Origin of the sequence: Chryseobacterium barbadense, from assembly GCF_042849955.1 — a bacterium.
GTDB lineage: Bacteria > Bacteroidota > Bacteroidia > Flavobacteriales > Weeksellaceae > Chryseobacterium.
Map to the genome: position 1 here is coordinate 1 of NZ_BAAFHL010000044.1, position 21,752 is coordinate 21,752.

Genomic DNA, 21,752 nt, shown 5'->3' on the forward strand with positions numbered 1-21,752 from the left:
CAGTTTTTCCTAGCGCTTTCTGACGCAGAAAATTGTGATATTGATAGGGGCTGTTATTTGGGAAATGCTTTGGTTCAGCTTTCTGAGAAGGATGAGGAAATTAAAAAAATAACGGCAGAGCTATTGAAAGGTTTACAAAAGATTTTTGCCAAAGCTATTAAAAAGGCACAAGAAAATGGACAACTGAAAACTCTGGAAAATTCTGAAATTCTGGCCTGGCATTTAACCAACCTTTGGAATGGAATTCATGTGACAAGACGCATGGAAAGTTCTCCTAACATTCTCAGATCTATGATTGAAATGAATCTAAAACCACTGGAATAAATTTTTTAATAAATTTTGTACCAAATAGTACAATATAAAATAACAGAAATAACAAAAACAAATTATTATGAACATTACCAACAACACTATCTTAATTACCGGCGGAGGTTCCGGAATTGGTTTAGAAATCGCTAAAGCTTTAAGTCCGGCTAATAGAGTTATTATTGTCGGGCGAAATAAAGAAAAACTGGATGCAGCAGCAAAAGATTTGGAAAATATTTTCACTTTTCAGGCAGATATTACTAATGAATCTGATGTCAACAGGCTGTTTGAAGAAGTAAAAACAACTTTCGGCGGGTTGAATATCCTGATCAATAATGCGGGTTATGCGTATGCCTATACTCTTTCGGAAGGTGCGGATATGTACAGCAAGGCAGTTGCTGAGTTTACTACCAATTATTTTGCACCAATCAGGCTGACAGAAAAATTTCTTCCCTTATTAAAACAACAAAACGAGGCAGCAATCGTCAATGTTTCTTCGATTGTCAGCTTTGTTCCCGGTTCTCACGTACCTACCTATTCAGATTCTAAAGCAGCACTTCACTCCCATACCAGACTGTTGAGATATGAATTGGCAAAAGACACCAACATAAAAGTCTTTGAATTGATGCCACCATTAGTAAATACAGACCTTTCCGTAGAGATCGGAGGTCGGGAGAACGGAATTCCAGCCTCTGACGTGGCTAATGATTTAGTAAAAGCTCTTGGGGAAAACAGATATGAAATCCGCGTGGGGAATACTGAAGTTCTATTTAATAGTTTCTTCGCTAATTCTGAAGGTGCTTTTAGTGTGATGAATAATTAATAACTGATCTTATCAATTAATTGGTCCACAGCTTTTAAGTATGTGGACATTTTTTATTCTAAAAATTAACCGGCTTCATGAAAAAATCTGCATCTTTGGAAACTATTAAGCTTAATAATCATAATCAAATAAAAACTTAAATATGGGATTTTTGGATTTTTTCAAGAAAAAACAAAATACAGAAGAAAACAAACCGGCTACGAATGAATCGGTAAGACCACAGGCAGATCCTAACATTTTCCTTTTGGAGACCTTAAAAACTAAATTAATTGATAAAGGATACGAAGTCGAGTGGCATCCCCAATATCTTGCGTTAATCATTAATTCAGAGCTTGAAATTGCTACCGTGATATTGGACAGACCGGATTATCATCCTTCACTAATTCACTTGATGATCGTTACAATTCATCCAACTTATTTTCCAGATGGTATAGCAGAAAATATCGTAGGTGTAGGAAGTACGATTGAAGAAAAAACGGATTCTGTTCTGAATAATTATTTGAATACAACTTTTGAGCCTATCATCGACAGCTTTTCTGATACTCATGATCCAGAACTTGATTTTGAATATAACAAATTGCTTTGGCATCCAAAATTGGGAAATACTGTTTTGCAGGGTGATTGGGAAGGTCCTTCTGAAAATGAGTTCCTGTTTAAACTGCTTAAAGATAAAATCCCCAAAAAACTGAACAACCAGAAATTCAACTGGCTGAAAATATATGTTGCTGACTCTAACGGAAACATAACAGGAGAGTGCTTATTCAACAATGAACCATGGGATGAGGGATTAGAGATCTTATCAGATTATATCCGATCTCTGAATAACAAAAAAGTTTTTATTGGTTTGAAACAATTCATCATGTTCAGAAAATGTGATGCAAGTGAATAAGGCAGATTAAATGGATATATACCAAAGTCTACACCTTCCGGTTAATAAAGGATAATAGCCAATTTGGAAATGGCTGACAAGGCTTAAACTCTTATTAATCTTCCATCTATAAAAAAGTTTCGGCGCGGTCTTCGGCCGCGCCGAAACTTTTTAAAATCAGATAATTTATTCTCTCAAATAAAACTAAAAATCTTTAAAATAAAAAAAACAATCTTTGTTATCTTTTATATTAGGAACAGAGGAAGTTTCATTATTTTTGACTGACAAAAAACTATTAAAAAATGGAAAACAATTTACTTTTATCTCCATTCTGGACAAGAATCTGGGCATTTTTAATCGACTCAATTATTCTTGGACTGTTTGGATTTATACTAGGTATTATTTTTAAAAACTATTTCATTACACTGGGTGAAAATGCAAAAATTATAGGTTGGGTTATTTCAATGGCTTATTTCTCTATTTTAAATTCTAAACTCAATAACGGACAGACACTGGGTAAGAAAATAATGAATATTCAGGTAGTTGATATCAGCGGAACTGCGACAACCTTAAAAACTTCCTTGATAAGGTCCTTTATCTTTACCTTTCCGTTTTTCTTAAATGGATTTAAAATTTCAGGAGTGAGTCAATTTTCTGCTTTCATGATTCTCCAATCCATAATCATCTTCGTATTAGGTTTAGGAATTATCGTATTCTATATTTTCAATAAAGAGACAAGACAATCAATCCATGACATCATTGCAAAAACTTATGTCGTGAAAATTCAAAGAAATACTGAAATTTCATTCATGCCCAAGGTAACCAAATTGCCATTTTATATTACTGGTGGGATTTTTTTAATAGTCATATTCTTTTCTGTTTATACTCTCAACAGCAAATCAGAAATTTCCAAGCTAATTCCGGTTTATGAAGCTTTAGAGAAACAAAATAATATTTCAAATGCCGGTGTAACTAAGAATTTCCCTGCAATTACAGACCGTAACGGTATAAAGCGCTTTACTTACACTGTAAAAATTCAGGTTAAAAGAAATCTGGACCTGAACAATAATCCTGAAGCTAATATCAATACCCCTGAGCTTATACAATCCGTAAAAACATTTATAGACAGTAAAGCATATGAAACAGATAATGATATTTTAAATGTTGTTGTGATTTCCGGATTCGATATTGGGATTGCAAAACAATATGATTCATTTAATTTTTACAAACCAATTTCTGAATGGAAAGGAATGCTGCAATATTAAAATAGAATAATGAACAAAAAACCGCACCCTTCGGGTGCGGTTTTTTATATATTAAAGTTTCAATTAAAACTTCAAATCTCCATTCACCTCTCTTACTGCTTTTGCAGCTTCAGCGAATTTTGCTTTTTCTTCTTCAGTTAAAGTAATATCTACGATTCTTTCAACACCATTAGCTCCGATAATCGCTGGAACTCCTAGGCAGATATCGCTTTCCCCGTATTCTCCGTCAAGCATTAAAGAACAAGGGATCATTTTCTTCTGATCGCATGCAATAGCCTGAACCATTACAGAAACAGCTGCACCTGGAGCATACCAAGCAGAAGTTCCTAATAATTTAGTAAGAGTAGCTCCTCCTACTTTAGTTTCTTCAATAACATATTGTTGCTTATCTTCGCTTAAGAATTCTGTTACCGGAACACCGTTTCTTGTTGCTTTGCTCAATAACGGAAGCATTCCTGTATCACTGTGAGCAGCGATAACCATTCCGTCTACATCTGAAATTGGGCTCTCCAAAGCTTCAGCCAATCTGTATTTGAATCTTGCTGAGTCTAAAGCACCTCCCATACCAATGATTCTGTGTTTCGGAAGACCGGAAGTTTTGTGTACTAAGTAAGCCATAGTATCCATTGGGTTGGAAACCACAATGATGATAACGTCAGGAGAGTGTTTTACTAAATTTTCAGTAACTTCTTTTACGATTCCTGCATTGATTCCGATAAGCTCTTCTCTTGTCATTCCGGGTTTTCTTGGAATCCCTGAAGTGATCACCGCTACATGAGAACCTGCCGTTTTGCTGTAATCTCCGGTTGTTCCAGTGATTTTAGTATCAAATCCGTTTAATGACGCCGTCTGCATCAAATCCATTGCTTTCCCTTCAGCAAAACCTTCTTTGATATCTACTAAAACTACTTCTGAACAGAAATTTTTCATTGCGATGTATTCTGCACAACTTGCTCCTACAGCTCCTGCACCTACTACGGTTACTTTCATAATGTATACTTTTTTATTTGTTTATTTAATTTGTATGGTCTACAACTTTTGACTTCCAAATTTAATAATTCTTGAAAAGTTGGGCAATTTTTAAGGAATTTAATTGCGAATGAAAAAAATCAGGAGAGAAAGAAGGAATAATTTAATTAACATTCAATAGAAATGTGTATAATTTTTTCGCTCCGGACAATACCTCATCATAATTTTCTTTCTTCACTTCCGAATCTAAGACTTCTTTAAAATTCTTCCACATAGATCCGGTATTTTCCTGATAGCAGCCAAAGAAATGGAACGTAATGTTGTCAAAGCCTTCTGCCCTGGAAAGCTGCTTGGCAATAACATTTCCGCCTAATGTAGAACCTTCAATTACATAAAGCATCCCCAAAGCTTCATGCTCATTCTCGATTTCCAGTGGATGTGCTGCGTCCTTGTCTTTCAGTGAAAGGCTTTGAAGATCTTGCTGTATCAGAGGGAGTTTTCTTCTTTGATCCAAATGAAGCTTTTCAGAAAACCTCTGGGAAAGACTATCGAATATCTTATCTTCAGAATGCAAAAGCATCAGATAATTGGAATGAATGATCTTTTTATAATCTTCCAACGTGAAGGTTTTATTAAATATTTTTTCAGAGTTGAATAATTTTTCAGCAGCATTATGATATTCTGCCGTATTTTGTTTAAGGTATTCTGAAATCATGCTAAAGATTTAAAAAGTTGCTCAAAGGTAAGGCTTTTTAAATGTTAAGATAAAAGATGTTCCCTCACTACTGCTTTCATAGGTTACATCACCTCCTATTCTTTTCATAATCCTGTGTACAATAGATAAGCCGACCCCGTTTCCTTTGAATTTCTTAGCATTGTCCAGTCTGTTGAAAATTTTGAACATCTTATGTTTTTCTTCTTCAGGAATCCCAATTCCGTTATCCGAAATTCTGTAAGTAATGGTTGTTCCGTCTTCCAAACCTTCAATTTCCACTTTGGGCTCATCTTTATGGGAAGAATACTTAACCGCATTGTTGATAATATTCAGAAAAACCTGATGCAGCATAGTTTTATCTGCAAGAACATCGGGACATTCCCTAATAATAATTTCGCTTTTAGGGCTGTCAAAGGTAATCTTGGCATTTTCAGAAATCTTCTGAATCATGGTGTTCGTCTTAATGCCTTCCAGCTGGATTTCGCTGTATTTGGCACGGCTAAGCTGTAAAACATCATGCATCATTTCAGCCATACTGTCTATTTCATCAATAATGGTATTGATTTTATGTTTGCTTTTTTCCGATCCGTCGCTAAGACTATTCAGAAGCATCTGCGCATTCAGCTTCATCACGGTGAGCGGGGTTCCCAGATCATGGGAAATTGTATAGGAAAAACTATCCAGCTCCTCATTCACTTTTTTCAGCTCATCATTAAGACGCTTGATAACAGTATATTGTTTATGAGATGTTTCCAGAATCACATCACGAACAGTGTGTACTGCGCTTATATTTCCGGAATTCCATCTTTTTGAATTTCCTTTAATATTTTCTGTAAATAATTGAAAAGAGGTCCGGGGGGATACGATTTGCTTTTCTTCACCATTCTGGACAAAAACTTCAACTTTCTTTTCAGGATTTCCTGCCCAGTCGATATGTTCATCAAACTCTTTTCTGAACCAGATCAGCATTTCATTTTTACTTCTCTCTATAAAATAAATGATAATGCCGGCTGTGGTTTCATCTAACCCCAGTTCATCACCATGATCTTTAAGAAAGCTGCGGCTTATATAAATATCTTCTTTTACATTTTCAAAAGCCCAGTAAGTCACTTTATTAATAACATCACGAGCAGGAACCGCACCTTCCGTAACGACATATTCATCAAAAACAATCGCAAGGCCATCTGCTTCCGGTAACTCTTTAATTTCAGTTTTATTTTCAACCAAAGAATCAAACAGAGAGTTTTGCTTGAGGAATTCCGATTTTAATTGTGAAGATTTTTCATTAAGCTCCAGACGATAATTCAGTGCTTTCTTCGATTTAAATGAAGAATAAGCATTAGAAGCCAGTGCTGTGAAAATTCCGGCCTGAACCCGGTCTTCAAGATCGATATGTTTCGGATTTGTATTCTGACAGGTCACCAGTCCCCATAAATGGTTATCAATGATAATTGAAACACTGAAACTGGAAGAAGCTCCGGAATTCTTAATATATTGCCCGTGAATAGGAGACATTCCCCGTGAAGCGGTAAAAGTGAGATCAATAGGGTTTTTTGACCTGCTTAGAATAGGAACCGTCTCTGAATATACATTACTGAATATTCTTTTTCTTTTTTTCAGGTATAGTTCTCTTGCCTGTCTGGGAATATCCGTTTCCGGATAATGCAGTCCCAGGTAGCTTTCTGTATGATCTTTCCTTTTTTCAGCAATTACTTTGCCTGAACCATCCATCATGAATTTATACACCATTAAACGGTCATAATCTATGATTTTAGACAGAGTACTCAAAAGCTGGTCCCATATTTCCTGTGTATCATCAATAAAATAAAAGTTATCATATTTATTGGAAATACGTTTGTTTGGATTAACAAGAACTTCTTCAAATTCCAAAAAGATATGGTCATCGCTTCGGAAAACCGAGAAATGGTATTCTTTATCCTTTATTAAGATTTTATCGAAATAAGTTTCATTTTTTCTCCGTGTAAATCTGCCTAAGGAAACATAAATTTCAGATTCAATGATAGTCTGAAAACTTTCAGGAAAATCCGTGATTTTTTTATTGAAAAGCTGTTCTGCATTTTCAAGATCAAAAACATCTGAAATATTCCTGCTGAAAAAAGTGATGGTGTATGATGTTGCGTCAATGCCAATCAGATAACCAAAACTTTGTATATACCCCGGAATATGGATGGGCTCCTCATGACACTCTACAAAATTCATATAATACTTAAATCTATCAAATATAACGATTTTTTTTAAGTTTTATGATGATATACACGGATTAGATACCACAAAAGTATCTGAATTTTATATTTCTTATCAGAGAATATATGTCTTTTTGCTTTTTTAATCATGACTGAAATCTAAACTAACAACACAAACATTCTATATAATGTTTTTCTTACAATTTCCGTCAAGATCAAAACCATTAATCTTCTTTCTCGAAATACAGCATATAATACTTCCCTTTCTCATCCTGCCCCTGAGCAATCTTTTGCCTGTCTCCGTGAATATAGATATGGAAATTTTTATCCAGTTTAATGATACTTTTGAAATGTCTTTGCGATTTTTTCACTGCCGTTTCATTGATCGGGAATTCTTCTGCTATATTGATCTGCATATCCTGTTCATAATCGGTCTTGAAATTTACGAAGCTTTCAATAACATGTTCATCTCCCAGGACCTCATTGGTAAATTCGTCAAGATTAAACTGTTCTTTTTCCTTAAAGAAGTTGATGGATTTATTTAAAAAATCGGCCTGATCTGCTTTCGAAACCTCAAATTCCTGAGGAAGCTGTTTTGTAATGTAGTCTTTGTAAACCATAAGTGCTTCCTGGGTGTGAAAGTACTCATCATCACGCTGTTTTACCTTCAGGAAATCTTCAAACCAATAGTACATGTCCCCGTTTTTATTGTTATCCACTACAGAAAGTACATAGCCGCTTTCTTTGCCGTTATTATAGATCAAAGCTGCTTTATCAATCTTGGAAAGACTGATTCCCTGGTCTTTTTCTAATTCAAAATTTTCATTTTGAGAAAATATCTTTAAGAATGAATCTCTTTTCTCTGTTTTAAAAATCCCTATTTTATCTACCTTTTCATCTCCTGCTTCATCACCTTCAAAATACACGATAAATAATTCGCCACCCTGCACTCTTGGGTTTTCGGCAGCCTCAAAAAGATGTTTTGCTATGTTTTCAGACTCCCAGAGAAATTTAGCCTTATCTTCAAAAATTTCAGACACGGCACTATACACAGGATTATTCACCAGATAAGAATCACTATAAAACTGATAGGTCTCTTCCGATTTGAAAGAACCTAAAAAATAATTTTCAAGCAATTCCGCCATTCCTTCGTCCAACTGCAATTCTTCCTGAGAAAGAATTAAAGATTCTCCATTGATTTTGTTACCTACTCTGTGAACTATAATTTTTGAAAACATTTCATTTTTTTTGAGGGGACAAATATAACTGTAAACTTCAAAGACAGCAAGAAACTGATGAAGGTATTTGTTTTTAGGATATAATTATTATTTTAGCACAATATCAGATAAGACCTGATTTCTAACCTTATGAAAAAGCTTCTATTCACCTTTTCGTTATTATTTTTCTGCCTTTTCACACAAGCACAGACAACCCAAGTTTATATAGTAAGGCATGCGGAAAAAGATCTTTCCGACAAAGGGAACACCAATCCAAATCTAAGCGAAGCCGGAAAACAAAGAGCTGAAAAATTACTTGCAGAACTGAAGAAAATACAATTTTCAGCAGCTTACTCTACACCCTTTAACAGAACTCAACAAACTTTAGAGCCTTTGGCTTTATTCAACAAAATAGGGATTACCGATTATGATCCGCGAAATATCAAAGGTTTTGTAGAAGAGATTCTTTCCAACCACTCAGGAGAAAACATTATTATTGTGGGACACTCCAATACCGTTCTTGAGACCGTGGAAGCTTTTGGAGCTAAAAAACCTTTTGCCAGCATTGCTGAAGATGATTATGCCAATCTTTTTCACCTGACCATTGAAAAAGATAAGGTAACGCTTCAGTCTTCAAAGTACTAAGTTTGATTCCTTAGCCGGATACTATTTTGCTTTATATATATTCATTTGGAAAGGATTATTAAAAATATCAGGTTTAACCGGGCTAAAGCACCTTATGAATGTGAAATCATGGAACTGGACAGTTTTTTCAAAATGTTGTCCACCCTCACTCACTTTGGCAAAACGGAAAGAATTCATTTTTATGTTGCCTTCATTATTACGGAAGGTAAAGGCAAGCACTTTGTAGACTTTAAAAAATATACGCTCGAAAAGGGAACCATATTATTTGTAGCTCCCGGACAGATTCAGCAGTATGAGAAGAATCCGCAATTCAATGGCTACCTGCTCTTATTCACTGAAAATTTTTTCCGCAAGCAGGCCAATGATCTCGCTTTTCTGAATCAGACTCTGATTTTTGACACGACACTTCCTAGTGCTTTAATACAACCAAAGCCGGAAGTATTTTCTCAAATGCTGCTAATAGTACAGTTATTACAGTCTGAACTTTCCTCCAGTGATACTTTTGTAAAAGAAGAAACCCTGCAAAAGCTGACAAGCTTATTCCTGATTTATGCGGAGCGACAAAAACAAATAAACAACGACTATATTATCAATCATCATTATTTGTCCCAATATTACCACTTCAAGCAATTATTGGAAAAACATTTTTCCCGGGAACGGAGTGTAGATTTTTATGCTTCTCTTATGGCCATCACTCCTAAAACATTAAACAGAATTACCCAGTCTTCCATTCAAAAATCGGCCAAAGAGTTTATTGACAACAGGGTTATCATTGAAATCAAGCGTCTTTTATTGTTTGAAAAACTCAGCATAAAAGAAATTGCTTATTCTCTCCATTTCAATGAGCCTACCAATCTGGTAAAGTATTTCAAAAAGCATACGGGTGAAACACCTACTTCATATAAAGGGCAGTAGTGTCCGTTTTTTACCATCTAATGTCTGTTTTAAACCTTTTAGAAACGGACATAATATCACATCTTTGTATTTACAAACCAACTGTAATTACAGTAAGAAGGTAAAAACACAAACAAAAGCTGTCGGATTCTGACAGCTTTTTTATTTCAATACATTTCCGTTTTGATAATTGTTCGAATCATTTTGATAAGGTTTATTAATAAAGATCTTTCCGAAATAAATCATATACTATTCACTGACAATACATTATAATTAAAATTAAGAAAAGGAATGTGATTCGTATCGTCATTTTTAAAATAAATAAAAATGAATTACGCACAGGCTGTTCAGGAAATTGCAAAGGCTGCTCCTGAGATACAAAGTGAATTAAGCAAATGTTCTGATCAAAATGTTTATGAACTGATACAAATTTTCATGGTTCAAATCAGAAAAGTAGCCAAAGAAAATAAGCTCCAATTGTTAACCTCCTATTTAAAAAAGATGAATAAAATCTATAGAAGCGGAAATATTGCGCTTAAAAATGCCATAGAAAATACGTTCATTTATTCACTGGACAACTTTACCACATTTTGCAACGCAGAATGCAAAAAAGTCATCTTCAACAATATTTCTAATGATTTACGACAGATTTATTTGAGACAGATTTACAAATCCGGAATGTAATTTCATTACATTTTTCAGTAATTTCATTACAAAACAAGATCATTATGAGAACAAAAATCAGGAAATTATCCAACTGGAAAGAATGGAAAAAGTTAAATTCCAGGCACAATACCGAGATATTGGCAACACATATCGCTGTGATCATCGGTGTATTTATTGCTGCCGCCTGTCTATAAGTTTGGTACAATTTTCGCGGCAAGATTACTGTTTTGAAAAATTAAAATTATGATGAACGGACAAATGAAAACTATTAATCAAAAAATAGCAACCGAGTATTTAAAATTTTTCTATCCCCCACTTCGACATGAGATCGACCAATTATCGGCCCAGGGTAATTTTGCGGGAATCATACAGGCGACAATCAATTATTTAAAGGATCTGCTTCAGGAATCGAAGATCAACCTTATCGCCCATCACATCAAATTAATGGACTGGCTTTATCGAAACGGAAATTCATACGTCCAGGACATGATTGAAAATCTTTTTGTACGGTCATTTGAAAGCTTTAAAAAGCACACTAAAATTCATCATTGGAAGCTTCTTTATGAATATATGCCTTTAAGCTTCCAACTCATTTATAATGACCAGCAAAAGCAGGATAAAATATTCTTTGGCAAGTAAAAATTTAATCTAAAAAGAGACTCCCCGGAACATGAAATTTTGGGGAGTTTTTTTTATCTTTACGGCCATGAAAATCAACATCGCTTTTATCTTCTTTTTTTCCACATTTTTCATCAATGCACAAATTTCAGATCAGGTCAGAAAACTGGCTAAGCCATTGGATACTATTGCGTATGCGGAATCAGAATATATCAAAGTAGGTGCAGAAAAAAGTAAAGTGTATGAATATTTTCAAAAGCTTTCTGAAGTTGCCGACAACGATGATCTTTTTTATCTCGCAAAGAATGGAAGCAAATCATTAAAATTTTATTCCAGCAAGGAACTGCTTAAAAGAAATGATAAACGCTTCCTTGACATCTATAAATTCTATACAGAAAATCCTTTTTCATTATCGTATACCTATGGAAGTGAGGTATCGGACGAAGACATTACTTCCCATTTGAAACACGCCATAAAAACCACTACGGAAATACTTTCATTAGTGGAAGAATGGAAGAACGACGAAAAAAATAATGTTCTGGAAAGCTTTGAAGACAAACAGTTGAGAAAGTTCGAGGAAAAGTATAAAAACCTGTCAAAAAACGATTTGAAATTTTATTGGCAGGAAATAGGAAAAATAGATTCTGAAAAGAAGTAAACTTTTACAAATAAAAAATAAAATCTCCGCGCTTCGCGCGGAGATTTTTTATATTTAATGTATGAAAATAAAGATTGCTTTTATACTGTTTTTACAAGTTTGTCTTTTTAATGCACAGATTTCAGATAAAGTTAGAAGTTTAGCCAAACCATTGGATACTATTTCTCATGCAGAATCCTCACACATTGGGTATGGTGCGGAAGAAAGTAAAATTTATAATCATTTAAAGATCTTGCTAAAGTGGCAAAAAATGACGAGCTATATTATTTTGCCCAAAATGGAAGTAATGCTTTAAAGGTATATTGTGCTGTAGAATTATTCAAAAGAAACGATAAAAGATTTCTTGAACTTTATAAATATTATTCTGAAAACCCATTAATTATGGTTTATAAAATGGGATGTGTAGGTTCTCAAAAAAACATTGCAGAATTTCTAAGGGATGAAGTCTATTCGGCAAAAGAAATTATTGGAATGAGAGATCGATTTTTAAAAGAAAAAAGATGATATTTTCAAAGTTGAATTAGAAGATATTATTGAAGAAGGCTATCATAAACTTACAATCAAAGAAGTTAAGTTTTATATAAAAGAAATAGAAAAGATTGATAAGCTTAAATAAAAATCCCCGGGCTTCGCCCGGGGATTTTCTTATATGATTAGCTCTATAACTATTACTTCACTTCTTCGAAGTCCGCATCCTGTACATCTTCAGCACCTCCTGCATTTCCTCCTGGGTTCTGAGCTCCTGCATCAGCTCCCGGAGCTTGTTGTCCTGCTGCATATAATTCTTCTGAAGCGGCCATCCAAGCTGCATCTAAAGCTTCTGTTTTAGCTTTTACTTCATCTCCGTTTTTAGCTTCGAAAGCAGTTTTCAATTCAGCGGCTGCACTTTCAATGGCTGCTTTTTTGTCAGCAGAAAGCTTGTCTCCGAATTCTTTCAATTGCTTTTCGGTCTGGAAGATTAATCCGTCTGCTTTGTTGAAGATCTCAACTTCTTCTTTCTTCTTAGCATCTGCGGAAGCATTTTCCTGAGCTTCTTTCTTCATTCTTTCGATTTCTTCGTCAGAAAGACCTGAAGAAGCCTGGATTTTGATAGATTGCTCTTTACCTGTTCCTTTATCTTTGGCAGATACATGAAGAATACCGTTCGCATCAATATCGAAAGTTACTTCAATCTGAGGAACTCCTCTTGGTGCAGGTGGAATATCAGTTAAATCGAATCTACCGATTTCTTTATTATCATTGAACATTGGTCTTTCTCCCTGTCCTACTCTGATGCTTACAGCCGGCTGATTATCAGAAGCTGTAGAGAATACCTCAGATTTTTTAGTTGGGATCGTTGTATTCGCTTCGATCAATTTGGTAAATACTGAACCCATTGTTTCAATACCTAAAGAAAGCGGAGTAACGTCAAGAAGCAACACATCTTTCACATCACCTGTTAAAACTCCTCCCTGAATAGCTGCACCTACAGCTACAACTTCATCCGGGTTTACTCCTTTAGATGGTTTTTTACCGAAGAATTTTTCTACTTCTTCCTGGATCACCGGGATTCTTGTAGAACCTCCCACCAAGATTACCTCATCAATATCAGAAGTAGATAATCCTGCATCTTTCAAAGCTTTTGCAACCGGCTCCATAGATCTTCTTACCAGGTCAGAAGCTAATTGCTCGAATTTAGCTCTGGTTAAAGTCTTTACTAAGTGTTTAGGACCTGTAGCCGTCGCCGTAATATATGGTAGGTTAATTTCAGTTTGCGGAGAAGAAGATAATTCAATTTTAGCTTTTTCAGCAGCTTCTTTTAATCTTTGAAGAGCAATAGCATCTGCTTTTAGATCCACTCCTTCTTCAGATTTGAATTCATCTGCCATCCAGTTAATGATCACATCATCGAAGTCATCCCCTCCTAAGTGAGTATCTCCGTTGGTAGATAATACTTCGAATACCCCATCACCTAAGTCAAGGATAGAAATATCGAAAGTACCTCCTCCAAGGTCATATACAGCGATCTTTTGATCTTTATGATTCTTATCCAAACCATACGCTAACGCAGCAGCAGTAGGCTCATTGATAATTCTTTCTACTTTAAGACCTGCAATTTCACCAGCTTCTTTAGTTGCTTGTCTTTGAGCGTCATTAAAGTATGCAGGAACAGTGATCACTGCTCTTGTAACTTCCTGTCCAAGATAATCTTCGGCAGTTTTCTTCATTTTTTGAAGGATCATAGCCGAAATTTCCTGTGGAGTATATTCTCTATCGTCAATTTTTACTTTTACGGTATCATTAGGTCCGCTCACCACTTCATAAGGCACTCTTGCGATCTCGCTACCGTCATCTTTAAAATGAGTTCCAATAAATCTTTTGATAGAATATACTGTCTTTTTTGGATTCGTTACGGCCTGTCTTTTAGCAGGATCTCCTACTTTTCTTTCACCATCTTCTGTGAACGCTACAATGGAAGGTGTAGTTCTTTTTCCTTCTGCATTAGGAATAACTACAGGGTCTTTACCCTCCATTACGGCAACACAAGAGTTGGTGGTTCCTAAGTCAATTCCAATTATTTTACTCATAATATTTTATATTTTTTCTAATTTTTAATTTTCAATTTACATTCAGAATTTCTCAATATTTGTACCATCGGCAAATTTGTGACAAATTGACACACCCTATTCCAAAATCCCTGCTACAACCCCATCTCAGAAATAAAAATTAATTAAAGTTTAACCTTAAATTACATGCAGCAATATGATTAATTCTTATTTTTGATAAATTTTAACACAAATATGTCATTACATTTTAATCCGAGGGATATTACATGGTTAGCTTTCAACGAAAGAGTATTACAGGAAGCCATGGACGAGAATGTTCCTTTACATTTAAGAATCCGTTTTCTTGGGATCTTTTCCAATAATCTGGACGAATTTTTCAGAGTGCGTGTGGCCGGATTAAAGCGTGCGATGGATTTTAAGGAAAAGGTAATTGCGGAATCTTTTTACCAGCCGCCATCCAAAATATTACAGAGAATTAATGACATTGTTATTAAGCAGCAGCAGAATTTTGATAAAACCTGGAAAAAAATCCAGACTGAAATGGCAGATCATAAGGTTTTCATCAAAAATTCTAAAAACCTTACTTCAAAACAAAAAGAATTTGTAAGGAATTATTTTGATGAAGTGGTTGAATCCAATGTTATTCCGATTCTGCTTCACGATAATACACCGATGCCTTATTTAAGAGACAAAAGTCTTTATTTGGGAGTTGCCATGAGAAAAAAAGACTGGCAATATCAGAGCAATTATGCCATTATTGAAATCCCGTCCCGTTTTGTGGGAAGATTTGTCCTGTTACCTACGGAAGATCCGGAAGAAAAAAATGTCATGCTGCTGGAAGATGTTATCACCTTTAACCTGCCGCATATTTTTTCTTATTTCGGATATGATGAATTTTCTGCCAATGCTTTTAAAGTGACAAAAGATGCGGAATTGGATATTGATAATGACATCAGAACGAATTTCGCAGAGAAAATAGAAAAAGGCTTAAAAAACCGGAGAAAAGGAAAACCTACCCGGTTTGTGTTTGACAAAGATATGGATAAGGCTTTACTGGAAATGCTTATCCGTAAGCTCAATTTAACGAAAAAAGACAGTATTATCCCGGGAGGCAAAATACATAATTTTAAGCATTTCATGGATTTCCCTGATGTTTTTGAGGCTTATGAAAAACCCGTGGAAAGAACTTCTTTTTCACATCCCGCTTTTGAACATGGAGAAAGAGTAACAGATGTGATCCTGAAAAATGATGTACTTCTTACTTTCCCTTACCATAAGTACAATCCCGTAATCGATTTACTTCGTGAAGCAGCGATGGATCCGGATGTAAAATCTATTCAAATCACAGCTTATCGTCTCGCAAGCAGCTCAAAAATCATCAATGCATTGATCTATGCCGCCAGAAACGGCAAGGAAGTTACCGTTATGCTGGAGCTTCAGGCTAGATTCGATGAGGAATCCAATCTGGAATGGAAAGATATGCTGGAACCGGAAGGAATTAATGTTTTAGTAGGTATTCCCAACAAAAAAGTTCACGCTAAATTGTGTATCATTAAAAAAAGGTCTCATAACAAAACCATTCAGTACGGTTTTGTAAGTACCGGGAACTTCAATGAAAAAACGGCCAGAATTTATGGTGATCATCTGCTTATGACTGCGGATCGTGGCATTATGGCAGACATTAACAAAGTTTTCAATGTTCTGAAAAAGCCGAAAGAAGATATTCTTCCTGTTTTAAAAACCTGTAAAAGCTTAATGGTTTGCCCACAGTTTATGCGTGAAAAAATAGTTCACCATATTGATAAGGAAATTGAAGAAGCCAAAGCAGGAAGAAGAGCCGAAATGATCATCAAGGTTAATTCTTTAAGTGATCGTGCTCTTATAATGAAGCTATATGACGCCGCCCATGCGGGAGTCGTCGTAAGGATGATTGTAAGGGGAATTTACTGTGCCGTCAATCAGAAAGAGTTTAAGGAGAAAATAAAAGGAATAAGTATTGTCGATGAATATCTGGAACACGCAAGGGTAATGTATTTTTACAATAAAGGAGCGGAAGATATGTATATTTCCTCTGCGGACTGGATGACCAGAAACCTGGATTACAGGATTGAAGCTGCCGCAAAGATCACCAGCAAAGAACTGAAAAAAGAGTTAAAAGATATTCTTGATATTCAGTTAAGAGATAATGTAAAAGCAAGAATACTGGATAAGAAACTAAGCAATGAATATGTGAGAAATGACAAAAAGGAGTGCCGTTCTCAGATTGAAACATATAAATATTTAAAAGCTAAAACGAATACGAAATGAAGATCGCCGCGATAGACATAGGAAGTAATGCTGCCAGACTTTTAATCAATGAAGTAAAAATCAATAACAGAAAACCTGAATTCATTAAGCTTAATCTGCTAAGAATTCCTTTACGGCTGGGAATGGATGTTTTCACGTTGGGAAAAATCGGGGAAGAAAGAGAAAAGATGGTGGTGGATTCCATGAAAATTTTCAGCGACCTGATGAAAATATACAAAGTTGATCATTACAGAGCCTGTGCAACCAGTGCAATGCGTGATGCAGCGAACGGCCAGGAAATCATCAAGGAAGTAAAAGAAACTTCCGGAATTGATATTGAGATCATTTCAGGGGATGAAGAAGCTACATTGGTTTACGAAAATCATGTTGCCGAAGGTTTAGATAAAGAATTTTCCTATCTGTACATTGATGTTGGTGGTGGCTCAACTGAGCTTACTTTTTATGAAAATGGTAAAATGAAATATGAAAAATCCTTTAACATCGGAACGATCCGCTTACTGAATAATCTGGTGACTTTGGACAACTGGAAGGAGATGAAGGAAGAGATCAGAAAAAATATTACCAGCAAAAAGCCAATCGTTGCCATTGGTTCCGGCGGAAACATCAATAAAGTTTTTTCCATGAGCAAAACCAAAGACGGAAAACCTATGTCATTGTCTCATCTTAAAAAAGTATACAGAGAATTCGATGAACTTACCGTAGAGGAAAGAATGACGAAGTATAATTTAAGAGAAGACAGAGCCGACGTATTGGTACACGCCTTGAAAGTTTTCAATAATATAATGACATGGGCGGAAATCAACAGAATCTTTGTTCCCAAAATATCAGTTGCTGATGGTCTTATTCACAACATCTACAACCATTTGCAACATAAGAGATAGAATAAAAATCTTACTTATACATAAAATCAGTTACAAAATGTAACTGATTTTATTTTTTTAAAGTAAATTTAAAGCACCAATCGTCATAAAAGTACAATAGTAAGAAAAATGAGCTCAAACCCAATAAAAATAATCCTTACCGGAGCTACCGGAATGGTGGGTGAAGGTGTTTTAATGGAATGTCTGGAAAACCCTGCCGTTTCGGAGGTGTTATGCATCAACAGAAAACTCTCAGGAAAAAAACACATTAAGCTAAAAGAGTTTATTGTTCCGGACTTCCTGAAACATGATCTGAACGATGATGCTTTAAAAGGATATGATGCCTGCTTCTTTTGTGCAGGGATCAGCAGTGTGGGAATGAGCGAGGAAGAATATACCAAAATTACTTATGACACTACACTGCATTTTGCCAAAGCAGTTTTAGGACAGAACCCTGAAATGGTTTTCAACTATGTCTCAGGGAGACATACAGACAGCAGCGAAAGTGGGAAACTCATGTGGGCACGCGTAAAAGGAAAAACAGAAAATGATCTGAAAAAGCTGGGATTTAGAGCTGTTTATAATTTCCGTCCGGGTTTTATGAAACCTGTTGAGGGACAAACCAATGTAAAGTGGTTTTTTAAACCATTCATCTGGTTCTTCCCTGTTTTTCTCCCATCACAATCATTAACCTTACACCAGGTTGGAAAAGCTATGATTCATGCTGTACAGAGAGGATATCCTACTTCCACTTTAGAAATTCAGGACATTAAAAACTTAGCCATATGAAAGAAATGCTTAAAAGAATTGTGTGGGTTGCTTTTATTTTAATTATTATAACAGCAATTTCAGGGTTCCTCTATACCCAGAAGTACCAGTCGGGGAAAAGCCTGACGGAAAAATTTAAAACTCAAAAATTTAAAAAGATTGACCCTAAAAAAGTAATCAAATCTCATTGATGAATACAAAGGGTACATTTTATTAAACATTTATTAAAATTCGCTTAAAATATTTACAAAGTATAAAGTTCATTTTTGCATAACTTTAATTGTGTAAAAATGATTAACAACTACTTGTTAAAAACGTCTGTAGCCGCAGCATTTTTCATTCAAAGCGGTCTTTTCGGGCAAACTCTTATCCATTATTGGAATTTTAATAATAATGCAACTGAAGCAGCCATTACGACTCCAACTTCATCATTAATCAGTGGTTCAACACTGGTTGCTGTTGCAGGAGGAACCAGCGTTATAGATCCGGCAGGAGGAACCGGACAAAATTTCAATATTGAAAATTTAAATGCCAGAAATGGTGATGCATCAGGTACTCATTTACGTTTCAACAACCCTATCGGCGGTGCTTTACAATTTTCTCTTCCGACTACAGGATACAATAATGTGGTCGTGAAATTTACGACAAGGAGATCCGGCTCAGGAGCAGGAACTCAAACCTGGTCTTATTCGACAGACGGAACAACATTTACTCAATATCAGACCGTAACTCCGCAAGATGCAAATCCACAGTTAATCACATTGGATTTTTCATCGGTTTCCGGAATTGCCAATAATCCTAATTTTAAATTAAAGGTTGAATTTTCCGTAGGGGCAGGCGGAACTGTAGGAAATAACCGTTTTGATAATTTTACGGTAGATGCAACCGCAACAAGTACCGTCGATACTACTCCACCCATAGTCACTTATCTTCCCGCCAACAACACAAATAATGTTTCTACTACTGTAAATCCTACCATTTCTTTTAATGAAGATGTAAGATTAACAGATAATTCTGCGATCAACGATTCTAATGCACAAAATCTTGTTGAATTCCGTTTGGGGAATTCTTCAGGTTCCCAAGTTCCCTTTACAACCCTATTCAGCAACAACAAAATCACGGTGATCCCAACCGGTGGTTTGGTTCCTAACCAGGCATATTATTTAGCTTTAAAACCTGGTATGGTTGAAGATGTAAGTGACAATGTTGTTACTGCTTCAACATCAAGTACATTCACTACAGCCGGAACTTCCATTTCTTTTGAAAAGAATTTTGTGAAGGTGAATGAAAATGCAGGAAGCTTAGGCTTTAAAATCAATGTAAACAACCCGGCAACCTCTTCAGTTAACTTAGTAGTAAAGCCGGCTCCTTACAGCACAGCAAACAGCAGCGATTTTACTTTAGCTAACCAAACTGTAAATATTACGCCTTCAACAACAAGTTATACCGTAAACATTCCGATCATAGATGATACTTTAGAGGAACAGCATGCAGAATATTTTGTGGTAAGCCTTGAAAATCCAACCGGGGCAACTGTTTCGGGAGATAATTCGGCAACCATTTATATTGTTGATAATGACAAACCGGCTCCTGTTCCCTCCAACCAAATTCAGTTGAATTATATCGGAAGTTTTGATCCTTCAGGCAGTAATAACAGTTCTACGGAAATCGTAGTTCATGACCCTGCAAGCCAGAAACTGTTTACCATCAGTTCCCTGACGGATGTTTTCGATATTATTAATTTTAATAATCCTGCGGCTCCATCAGTAGTTCAAACCGTGAATATGGCGCCTTACGGAGGAATTACGAGTATTGCCGTGAAAAATGGAATTGTAGCTGTTTCTTCTCCGAATGCGAATCCTCAGCAAAACGGCTCAGTAGTTTTCTTTGACACCAATGGAACATTCCTGAAGCAGGTTACGGTAGGAGCTTTACCGGATATGATCACTTTTACGCCGGACGGAACAAAGGTGATCACTGCCAATGAAGGAGAACCGAATGATGCTTACACTGTAGACCCGGAAGGTACCATCAGTATTATCGATATTTCAGGAGGAGTGAACAATCTTACGCAAAGTAACGTGACCACCCTTAATTTCAATGCATTTGATTCTCAACTGGCTGCTTTAATGGCAACAGGATTAAGAAAAGTAAGAACAGCGAACACCCTTTCTCAGGATTTGGAACCGGAATATGTTACTATAAGTTCAGACAGCCAAAAAGCCTGGATTACACTTCAGGAAAACAACGCCATTGCCGAAGTGAATCTTACCACGAAAACAATCACAGGAATTTGGGGATTAGGCAAAAAAGACATGAGTCTTCCGGGAAATGGTTTTGATGCTTCTGATAATAATGGTGAAGTGGTCATTGCCAACTGGCCTGTAAAAGCGTATTATATGCCGGATGCTGTACAAAATTACAAGGTCGGAAGTACCAATTATATTGTAACTGCTAATGAAGGAGATGAAAAAGATTTATCCGGTTTCAGCGAAAGAATAACTGTAGCAGCAAGTAATTATGTTTTAGACCCAACTGTTTTCCCTAATTCATCTGTTTTAAAAGCTTCACATAATTTGGGAAGATTCAGGGTAACCAGTGTGAACGGAAATACGGACGGAGATAATGAATATGAAGAAATTTATGCTTTAGGTGCCCGGTCATTCTCCATTTTCAATGCAGATACACAACAGATCGTTTATGACAGCGGTGACCGATTTGAAAGATATATTGCAGCTTACCAGCCTTTAATTTTCAATGCTGATAATGAAGCCAACGGAATTAAAAACAGAAGCCGCGCCAAGGGTCCGGAACCGGAAGGGGTTGCTTTAGGAACGATCAACGGACAAACGTATGCTTTCGTTACGTTAGAAAGAACCGGAGGAGTAATGGTATATAATATCACAGATCCTAGCAATCCTACGTTCACAGATTATAAGCATTCACGTTCAACTTCTGCATTCGGAGGTGATAACGGTCCGGAAGGAATCATTTATATTGCTCCTGAAAATTCCGCTACAGGAAATGGATATGTAATCATTGCGAATGAGATCAGTGGAACATTATCTACGTATGAAATTACATCTCCCACATTAGGAACGGGGAACATTAAAACGGAAAAAGCGACATTCAATATTTTCCCGAATCCTGTTACCAAAGGAAATACCTTGTATTTCAACAGAGCACAAGGTTATGAATTGTACGATATGTCCGGAAAACTGATTCGAAAAGAGAAAAATGCTTTAACAATAGATACTTCTATCCTTTCTACAGGAGTTTACCTTGTTAAAACCTCGGAAGGGCATTTGAAAAGAGTAATTGTAAAGTAACAATAATTTTTATTCAGTTGATGAAGCCTCGGATTTCCGGGGCTTTATCCTTAAAATTGGGTTGGGGGGGGGGGGGGGGGGGGGGGGGGGCGGG

At 35.9% G+C, this 21,752-nt stretch carries 20 protein-coding genes; 15 read left to right on the top strand and 5 right to left on the bottom strand.

The window, feature by feature from the left end; translation table 11 throughout:
- The 4 genes from ACGHIN_RS13395 to ACGHIN_RS13410 all read left to right on the top strand — a co-directional run.
- On the top strand, window positions 1-324 hold a 324-nt coding region (locus tag ACGHIN_RS13395; protein ID WP_390454376.1), incomplete at its 5' end, for a TetR family transcriptional regulator C-terminal domain-containing protein.
- 67 nt (window positions 325-391) lie between these two features.
- Complete coding sequence (locus tag ACGHIN_RS13400) at window positions 392-1,129, top strand: SDR family oxidoreductase (RefSeq protein ID WP_390454379.1); 738 nt, start codon at window positions 392-394, stop codon at window positions 1,127-1,129.
- A 142-nt stretch (window positions 1,130-1,271) separates the two neighbouring features.
- On the top strand, window positions 1,272-2,018 hold the full coding sequence (locus tag ACGHIN_RS13405) for a DUF6348 family protein (protein ID WP_390454382.1): 747 nt from the start codon (window positions 1,272-1,274) through the stop codon (window positions 2,016-2,018).
- A gap of 281 nt (window positions 2,019-2,299) precedes the next feature.
- Window positions 2,300-3,262: an RDD family protein gene (locus tag ACGHIN_RS13410; protein WP_390454385.1), complete on the top strand. Its 963-nt coding sequence runs from the start codon at window positions 2,300-2,302 to the stop codon at window positions 3,260-3,262.
- 63 nt (window positions 3,263-3,325) lie between these two features.
- Here ACGHIN_RS13410 and ACGHIN_RS13415 read toward each other — a convergent pair whose 3' ends face one another.
- The 4 genes from ACGHIN_RS13415 to ACGHIN_RS13430 all read right to left on the bottom strand — a co-directional run bounded on the left by ACGHIN_RS13415 (window position 3,326) and on the right by ACGHIN_RS13430 (window position 8,388).
- The gene (locus ACGHIN_RS13415) at window positions 3,326-4,252 is read right to left on the bottom strand and encodes a malate dehydrogenase (RefSeq protein ID WP_390454388.1); all 927 of its coding nucleotides are present in this window, start codon (window positions 4,250-4,252) and stop codon (window positions 3,326-3,328) included.
- Window positions 4,253-4,394: 142 nt separating this feature from the next.
- Window positions 4,395-4,946: a biliverdin-producing heme oxygenase gene (locus tag ACGHIN_RS13420; RefSeq protein ID WP_390454391.1), complete on the bottom strand. Its 552-nt coding sequence runs from the start codon at window positions 4,944-4,946 to the stop codon at window positions 4,395-4,397.
- A 21-nt stretch (window positions 4,947-4,967) separates the two neighbouring features.
- A complete protein-coding gene (locus tag ACGHIN_RS13425) occupies window positions 4,968-7,166 on the bottom strand; it encodes an ATP-binding protein (RefSeq protein ID WP_390454393.1) in 2,199 nt (732 codons plus the stop codon).
- Between the two features lie 208 nt (window positions 7,167-7,374).
- Entirely contained in the window at window positions 7,375-8,388 is a 1,014-nt protein-coding gene (locus ACGHIN_RS13430) for a nucleoid-associated protein (protein ID WP_390454397.1), read from the bottom strand.
- Window positions 8,389-8,517: 129 nt separating this feature from the next.
- Between ACGHIN_RS13430 and ACGHIN_RS13435 the strand changes: the two genes are divergently transcribed.
- The 7 genes from ACGHIN_RS13435 (at window position 8,518) to ACGHIN_RS13465 (ending at window position 12,352) form a co-directional block, all read left to right on the top strand.
- Window positions 8,518-9,012, top strand: coding sequence for a phosphoglycerate mutase family protein (locus ACGHIN_RS13435; protein WP_390454400.1), 495 nt, complete (start codon window positions 8,518-8,520; stop codon window positions 9,010-9,012).
- 45 nt (window positions 9,013-9,057) lie between these two features.
- The gene (locus tag ACGHIN_RS13440; protein ID WP_390454403.1) at window positions 9,058-9,927 is read left to right on the top strand and encodes an AraC family transcriptional regulator; all 870 of its coding nucleotides are present in this window, start codon (window positions 9,058-9,060) and stop codon (window positions 9,925-9,927) included.
- Between the two features lie 306 nt (window positions 9,928-10,233).
- A complete protein-coding gene (locus ACGHIN_RS13445) occupies window positions 10,234-10,590 on the top strand; it encodes a DUF7674 family protein (RefSeq protein WP_390454406.1) in 357 nt (118 codons plus the stop codon).
- A 44-nt stretch (window positions 10,591-10,634) separates the two neighbouring features.
- Window positions 10,635-10,766, top strand: a complete 132-nt coding sequence (locus ACGHIN_RS13450; RefSeq protein WP_390454409.1) for a hypothetical protein — start codon at window positions 10,635-10,637, stop codon at window positions 10,764-10,766.
- A gap of 49 nt (window positions 10,767-10,815) precedes the next feature.
- Window positions 10,816-11,211, top strand: a complete 396-nt coding sequence (locus ACGHIN_RS13455) for a DUF7674 family protein (RefSeq protein ID WP_390454413.1) — start codon at window positions 10,816-10,818, stop codon at window positions 11,209-11,211.
- A gap of 67 nt (window positions 11,212-11,278) precedes the next feature.
- A complete protein-coding gene (locus ACGHIN_RS13460) occupies window positions 11,279-11,848 on the top strand; it encodes a hypothetical protein (RefSeq protein ID WP_390454416.1) in 570 nt (189 codons plus the stop codon).
- 240 nt (window positions 11,849-12,088) lie between these two features.
- The gene (locus tag ACGHIN_RS13465) at window positions 12,089-12,352 is read left to right on the top strand and encodes a hypothetical protein (RefSeq protein ID WP_390454419.1); all 264 of its coding nucleotides are present in this window, start codon (window positions 12,089-12,091) and stop codon (window positions 12,350-12,352) included.
- 164 nt (window positions 12,353-12,516) lie between these two features.
- Here the strand turns inward: ACGHIN_RS13465 and dnaK are convergent, their stop codons facing one another.
- Window positions 12,517-14,415, bottom strand: coding sequence for a molecular chaperone DnaK (gene dnaK, locus ACGHIN_RS13470; protein WP_390454422.1), 1,899 nt, complete (start codon window positions 14,413-14,415; stop codon window positions 12,517-12,519).
- A gap of 213 nt (window positions 14,416-14,628) precedes the next feature.
- Between dnaK and ppk1 the strand changes: the two genes are divergently transcribed.
- From ppk1 to ACGHIN_RS13490, 4 genes are all read left to right on the top strand, one after another.
- The gene (ppk1, locus tag ACGHIN_RS13475) at window positions 14,629-16,701 is read left to right on the top strand and encodes a polyphosphate kinase 1 (RefSeq protein WP_390454425.1); all 2,073 of its coding nucleotides are present in this window, start codon (window positions 14,629-14,631) and stop codon (window positions 16,699-16,701) included.
- A complete protein-coding gene (locus ACGHIN_RS13480) occupies window positions 16,698-17,582 on the top strand; it encodes a Ppx/GppA phosphatase family protein (RefSeq protein WP_390454428.1) in 885 nt (294 codons plus the stop codon). Before ppk1 ends, ACGHIN_RS13480 begins: the two co-directional genes overlap by 4 nt.
- A gap of 108 nt (window positions 17,583-17,690) precedes the next feature.
- Window positions 17,691-18,350 (top strand): NAD-dependent epimerase/dehydratase family protein, encoded by a 660-nt coding sequence (locus tag ACGHIN_RS13485; protein WP_390454432.1) that lies wholly within the window; start codon window positions 17,691-17,693, stop codon window positions 18,348-18,350.
- Window positions 18,351-18,619: 269 nt separating this feature from the next.
- Window positions 18,620-21,658 carry a choice-of-anchor I family protein gene (locus ACGHIN_RS13490; RefSeq protein ID WP_390454435.1) on the top strand — a complete coding sequence of 1,013 codons (3,039 nt, stop codon included), beginning with the start codon at window positions 18,620-18,622 and terminating at the stop codon, window positions 21,656-21,658.
- Window positions 21,659-21,752: the final 94 nt, after the last annotated feature.

What these genes read in the sequence shown, in the direction of transcription:
- ACGHIN_RS13400 (WP_390454379.1), top strand. Translation starts at nt 392, where the DNA reads ATGAACATTACCAACAACACTATCTTAATTACCGGCGGAGGTTCCGGA.
- ACGHIN_RS13405 (WP_390454382.1), top strand. Translation starts at nt 1,272, where the DNA reads ATGGGATTTTTGGATTTTTTCAAGAAAAAACAAAATACAGAAGAAAAC.
- ACGHIN_RS13410 (WP_390454385.1), top strand. Translation starts at nt 2,300, where the DNA reads ATGGAAAACAATTTACTTTTATCTCCATTCTGGACAAGAATCTGGGCA.
- ACGHIN_RS13415 (WP_390454388.1), bottom strand. Translation starts at nt 4,252, where the DNA reads ATGAAAGTAACCGTAGTAGGTGCAGGAGCTGTAGGAGCAAGTTGTGCA.
- ACGHIN_RS13420 (WP_390454391.1), bottom strand. Translation starts at nt 4,946, where the DNA reads ATGATTTCAGAATACCTTAAACAAAATACGGCAGAATATCATAATGCT.
- ACGHIN_RS13425 (WP_390454393.1), bottom strand. Translation starts at nt 7,166, where the DNA reads ATGAATTTTGTAGAGTGTCATGAGGAGCCCATCCATATTCCGGGGTAT.
- ACGHIN_RS13430 (WP_390454397.1), bottom strand. Translation starts at nt 8,388, where the DNA reads ATGTTTTCAAAAATTATAGTTCACAGAGTAGGTAACAAAATCAATGGA.
- ACGHIN_RS13435 (WP_390454400.1), top strand. Translation starts at nt 8,518, where the DNA reads ATGAAAAAGCTTCTATTCACCTTTTCGTTATTATTTTTCTGCCTTTTC.
- ACGHIN_RS13445 (WP_390454406.1), top strand. Translation starts at nt 10,234, where the DNA reads ATGAATTACGCACAGGCTGTTCAGGAAATTGCAAAGGCTGCTCCTGAG.
- ACGHIN_RS13450 (WP_390454409.1), top strand. Translation starts at nt 10,635, where the DNA reads ATGAGAACAAAAATCAGGAAATTATCCAACTGGAAAGAATGGAAAAAG.
- ACGHIN_RS13455 (WP_390454413.1), top strand. Translation starts at nt 10,816, where the DNA reads ATGATGAACGGACAAATGAAAACTATTAATCAAAAAATAGCAACCGAG.
- ACGHIN_RS13460 (WP_390454416.1), top strand. Translation starts at nt 11,279, where the DNA reads ATGAAAATCAACATCGCTTTTATCTTCTTTTTTTCCACATTTTTCATC.
- dnaK (WP_390454422.1), bottom strand. Translation starts at nt 14,415, where the DNA reads ATGAGTAAAATAATTGGAATTGACTTAGGAACCACCAACTCTTGTGTT.
- ppk1 (WP_390454425.1), top strand. Translation starts at nt 14,629, where the DNA reads ATGTCATTACATTTTAATCCGAGGGATATTACATGGTTAGCTTTCAAC.
- ACGHIN_RS13480 (WP_390454428.1), top strand. Translation starts at nt 16,698, where the DNA reads ATGAAGATCGCCGCGATAGACATAGGAAGTAATGCTGCCAGACTTTTA.
- ACGHIN_RS13485 (WP_390454432.1), top strand. Translation starts at nt 17,691, where the DNA reads ATGAGCTCAAACCCAATAAAAATAATCCTTACCGGAGCTACCGGAATG.
- ACGHIN_RS13490 (WP_390454435.1), top strand. Translation starts at nt 18,620, where the DNA reads ATGATTAACAACTACTTGTTAAAAACGTCTGTAGCCGCAGCATTTTTC.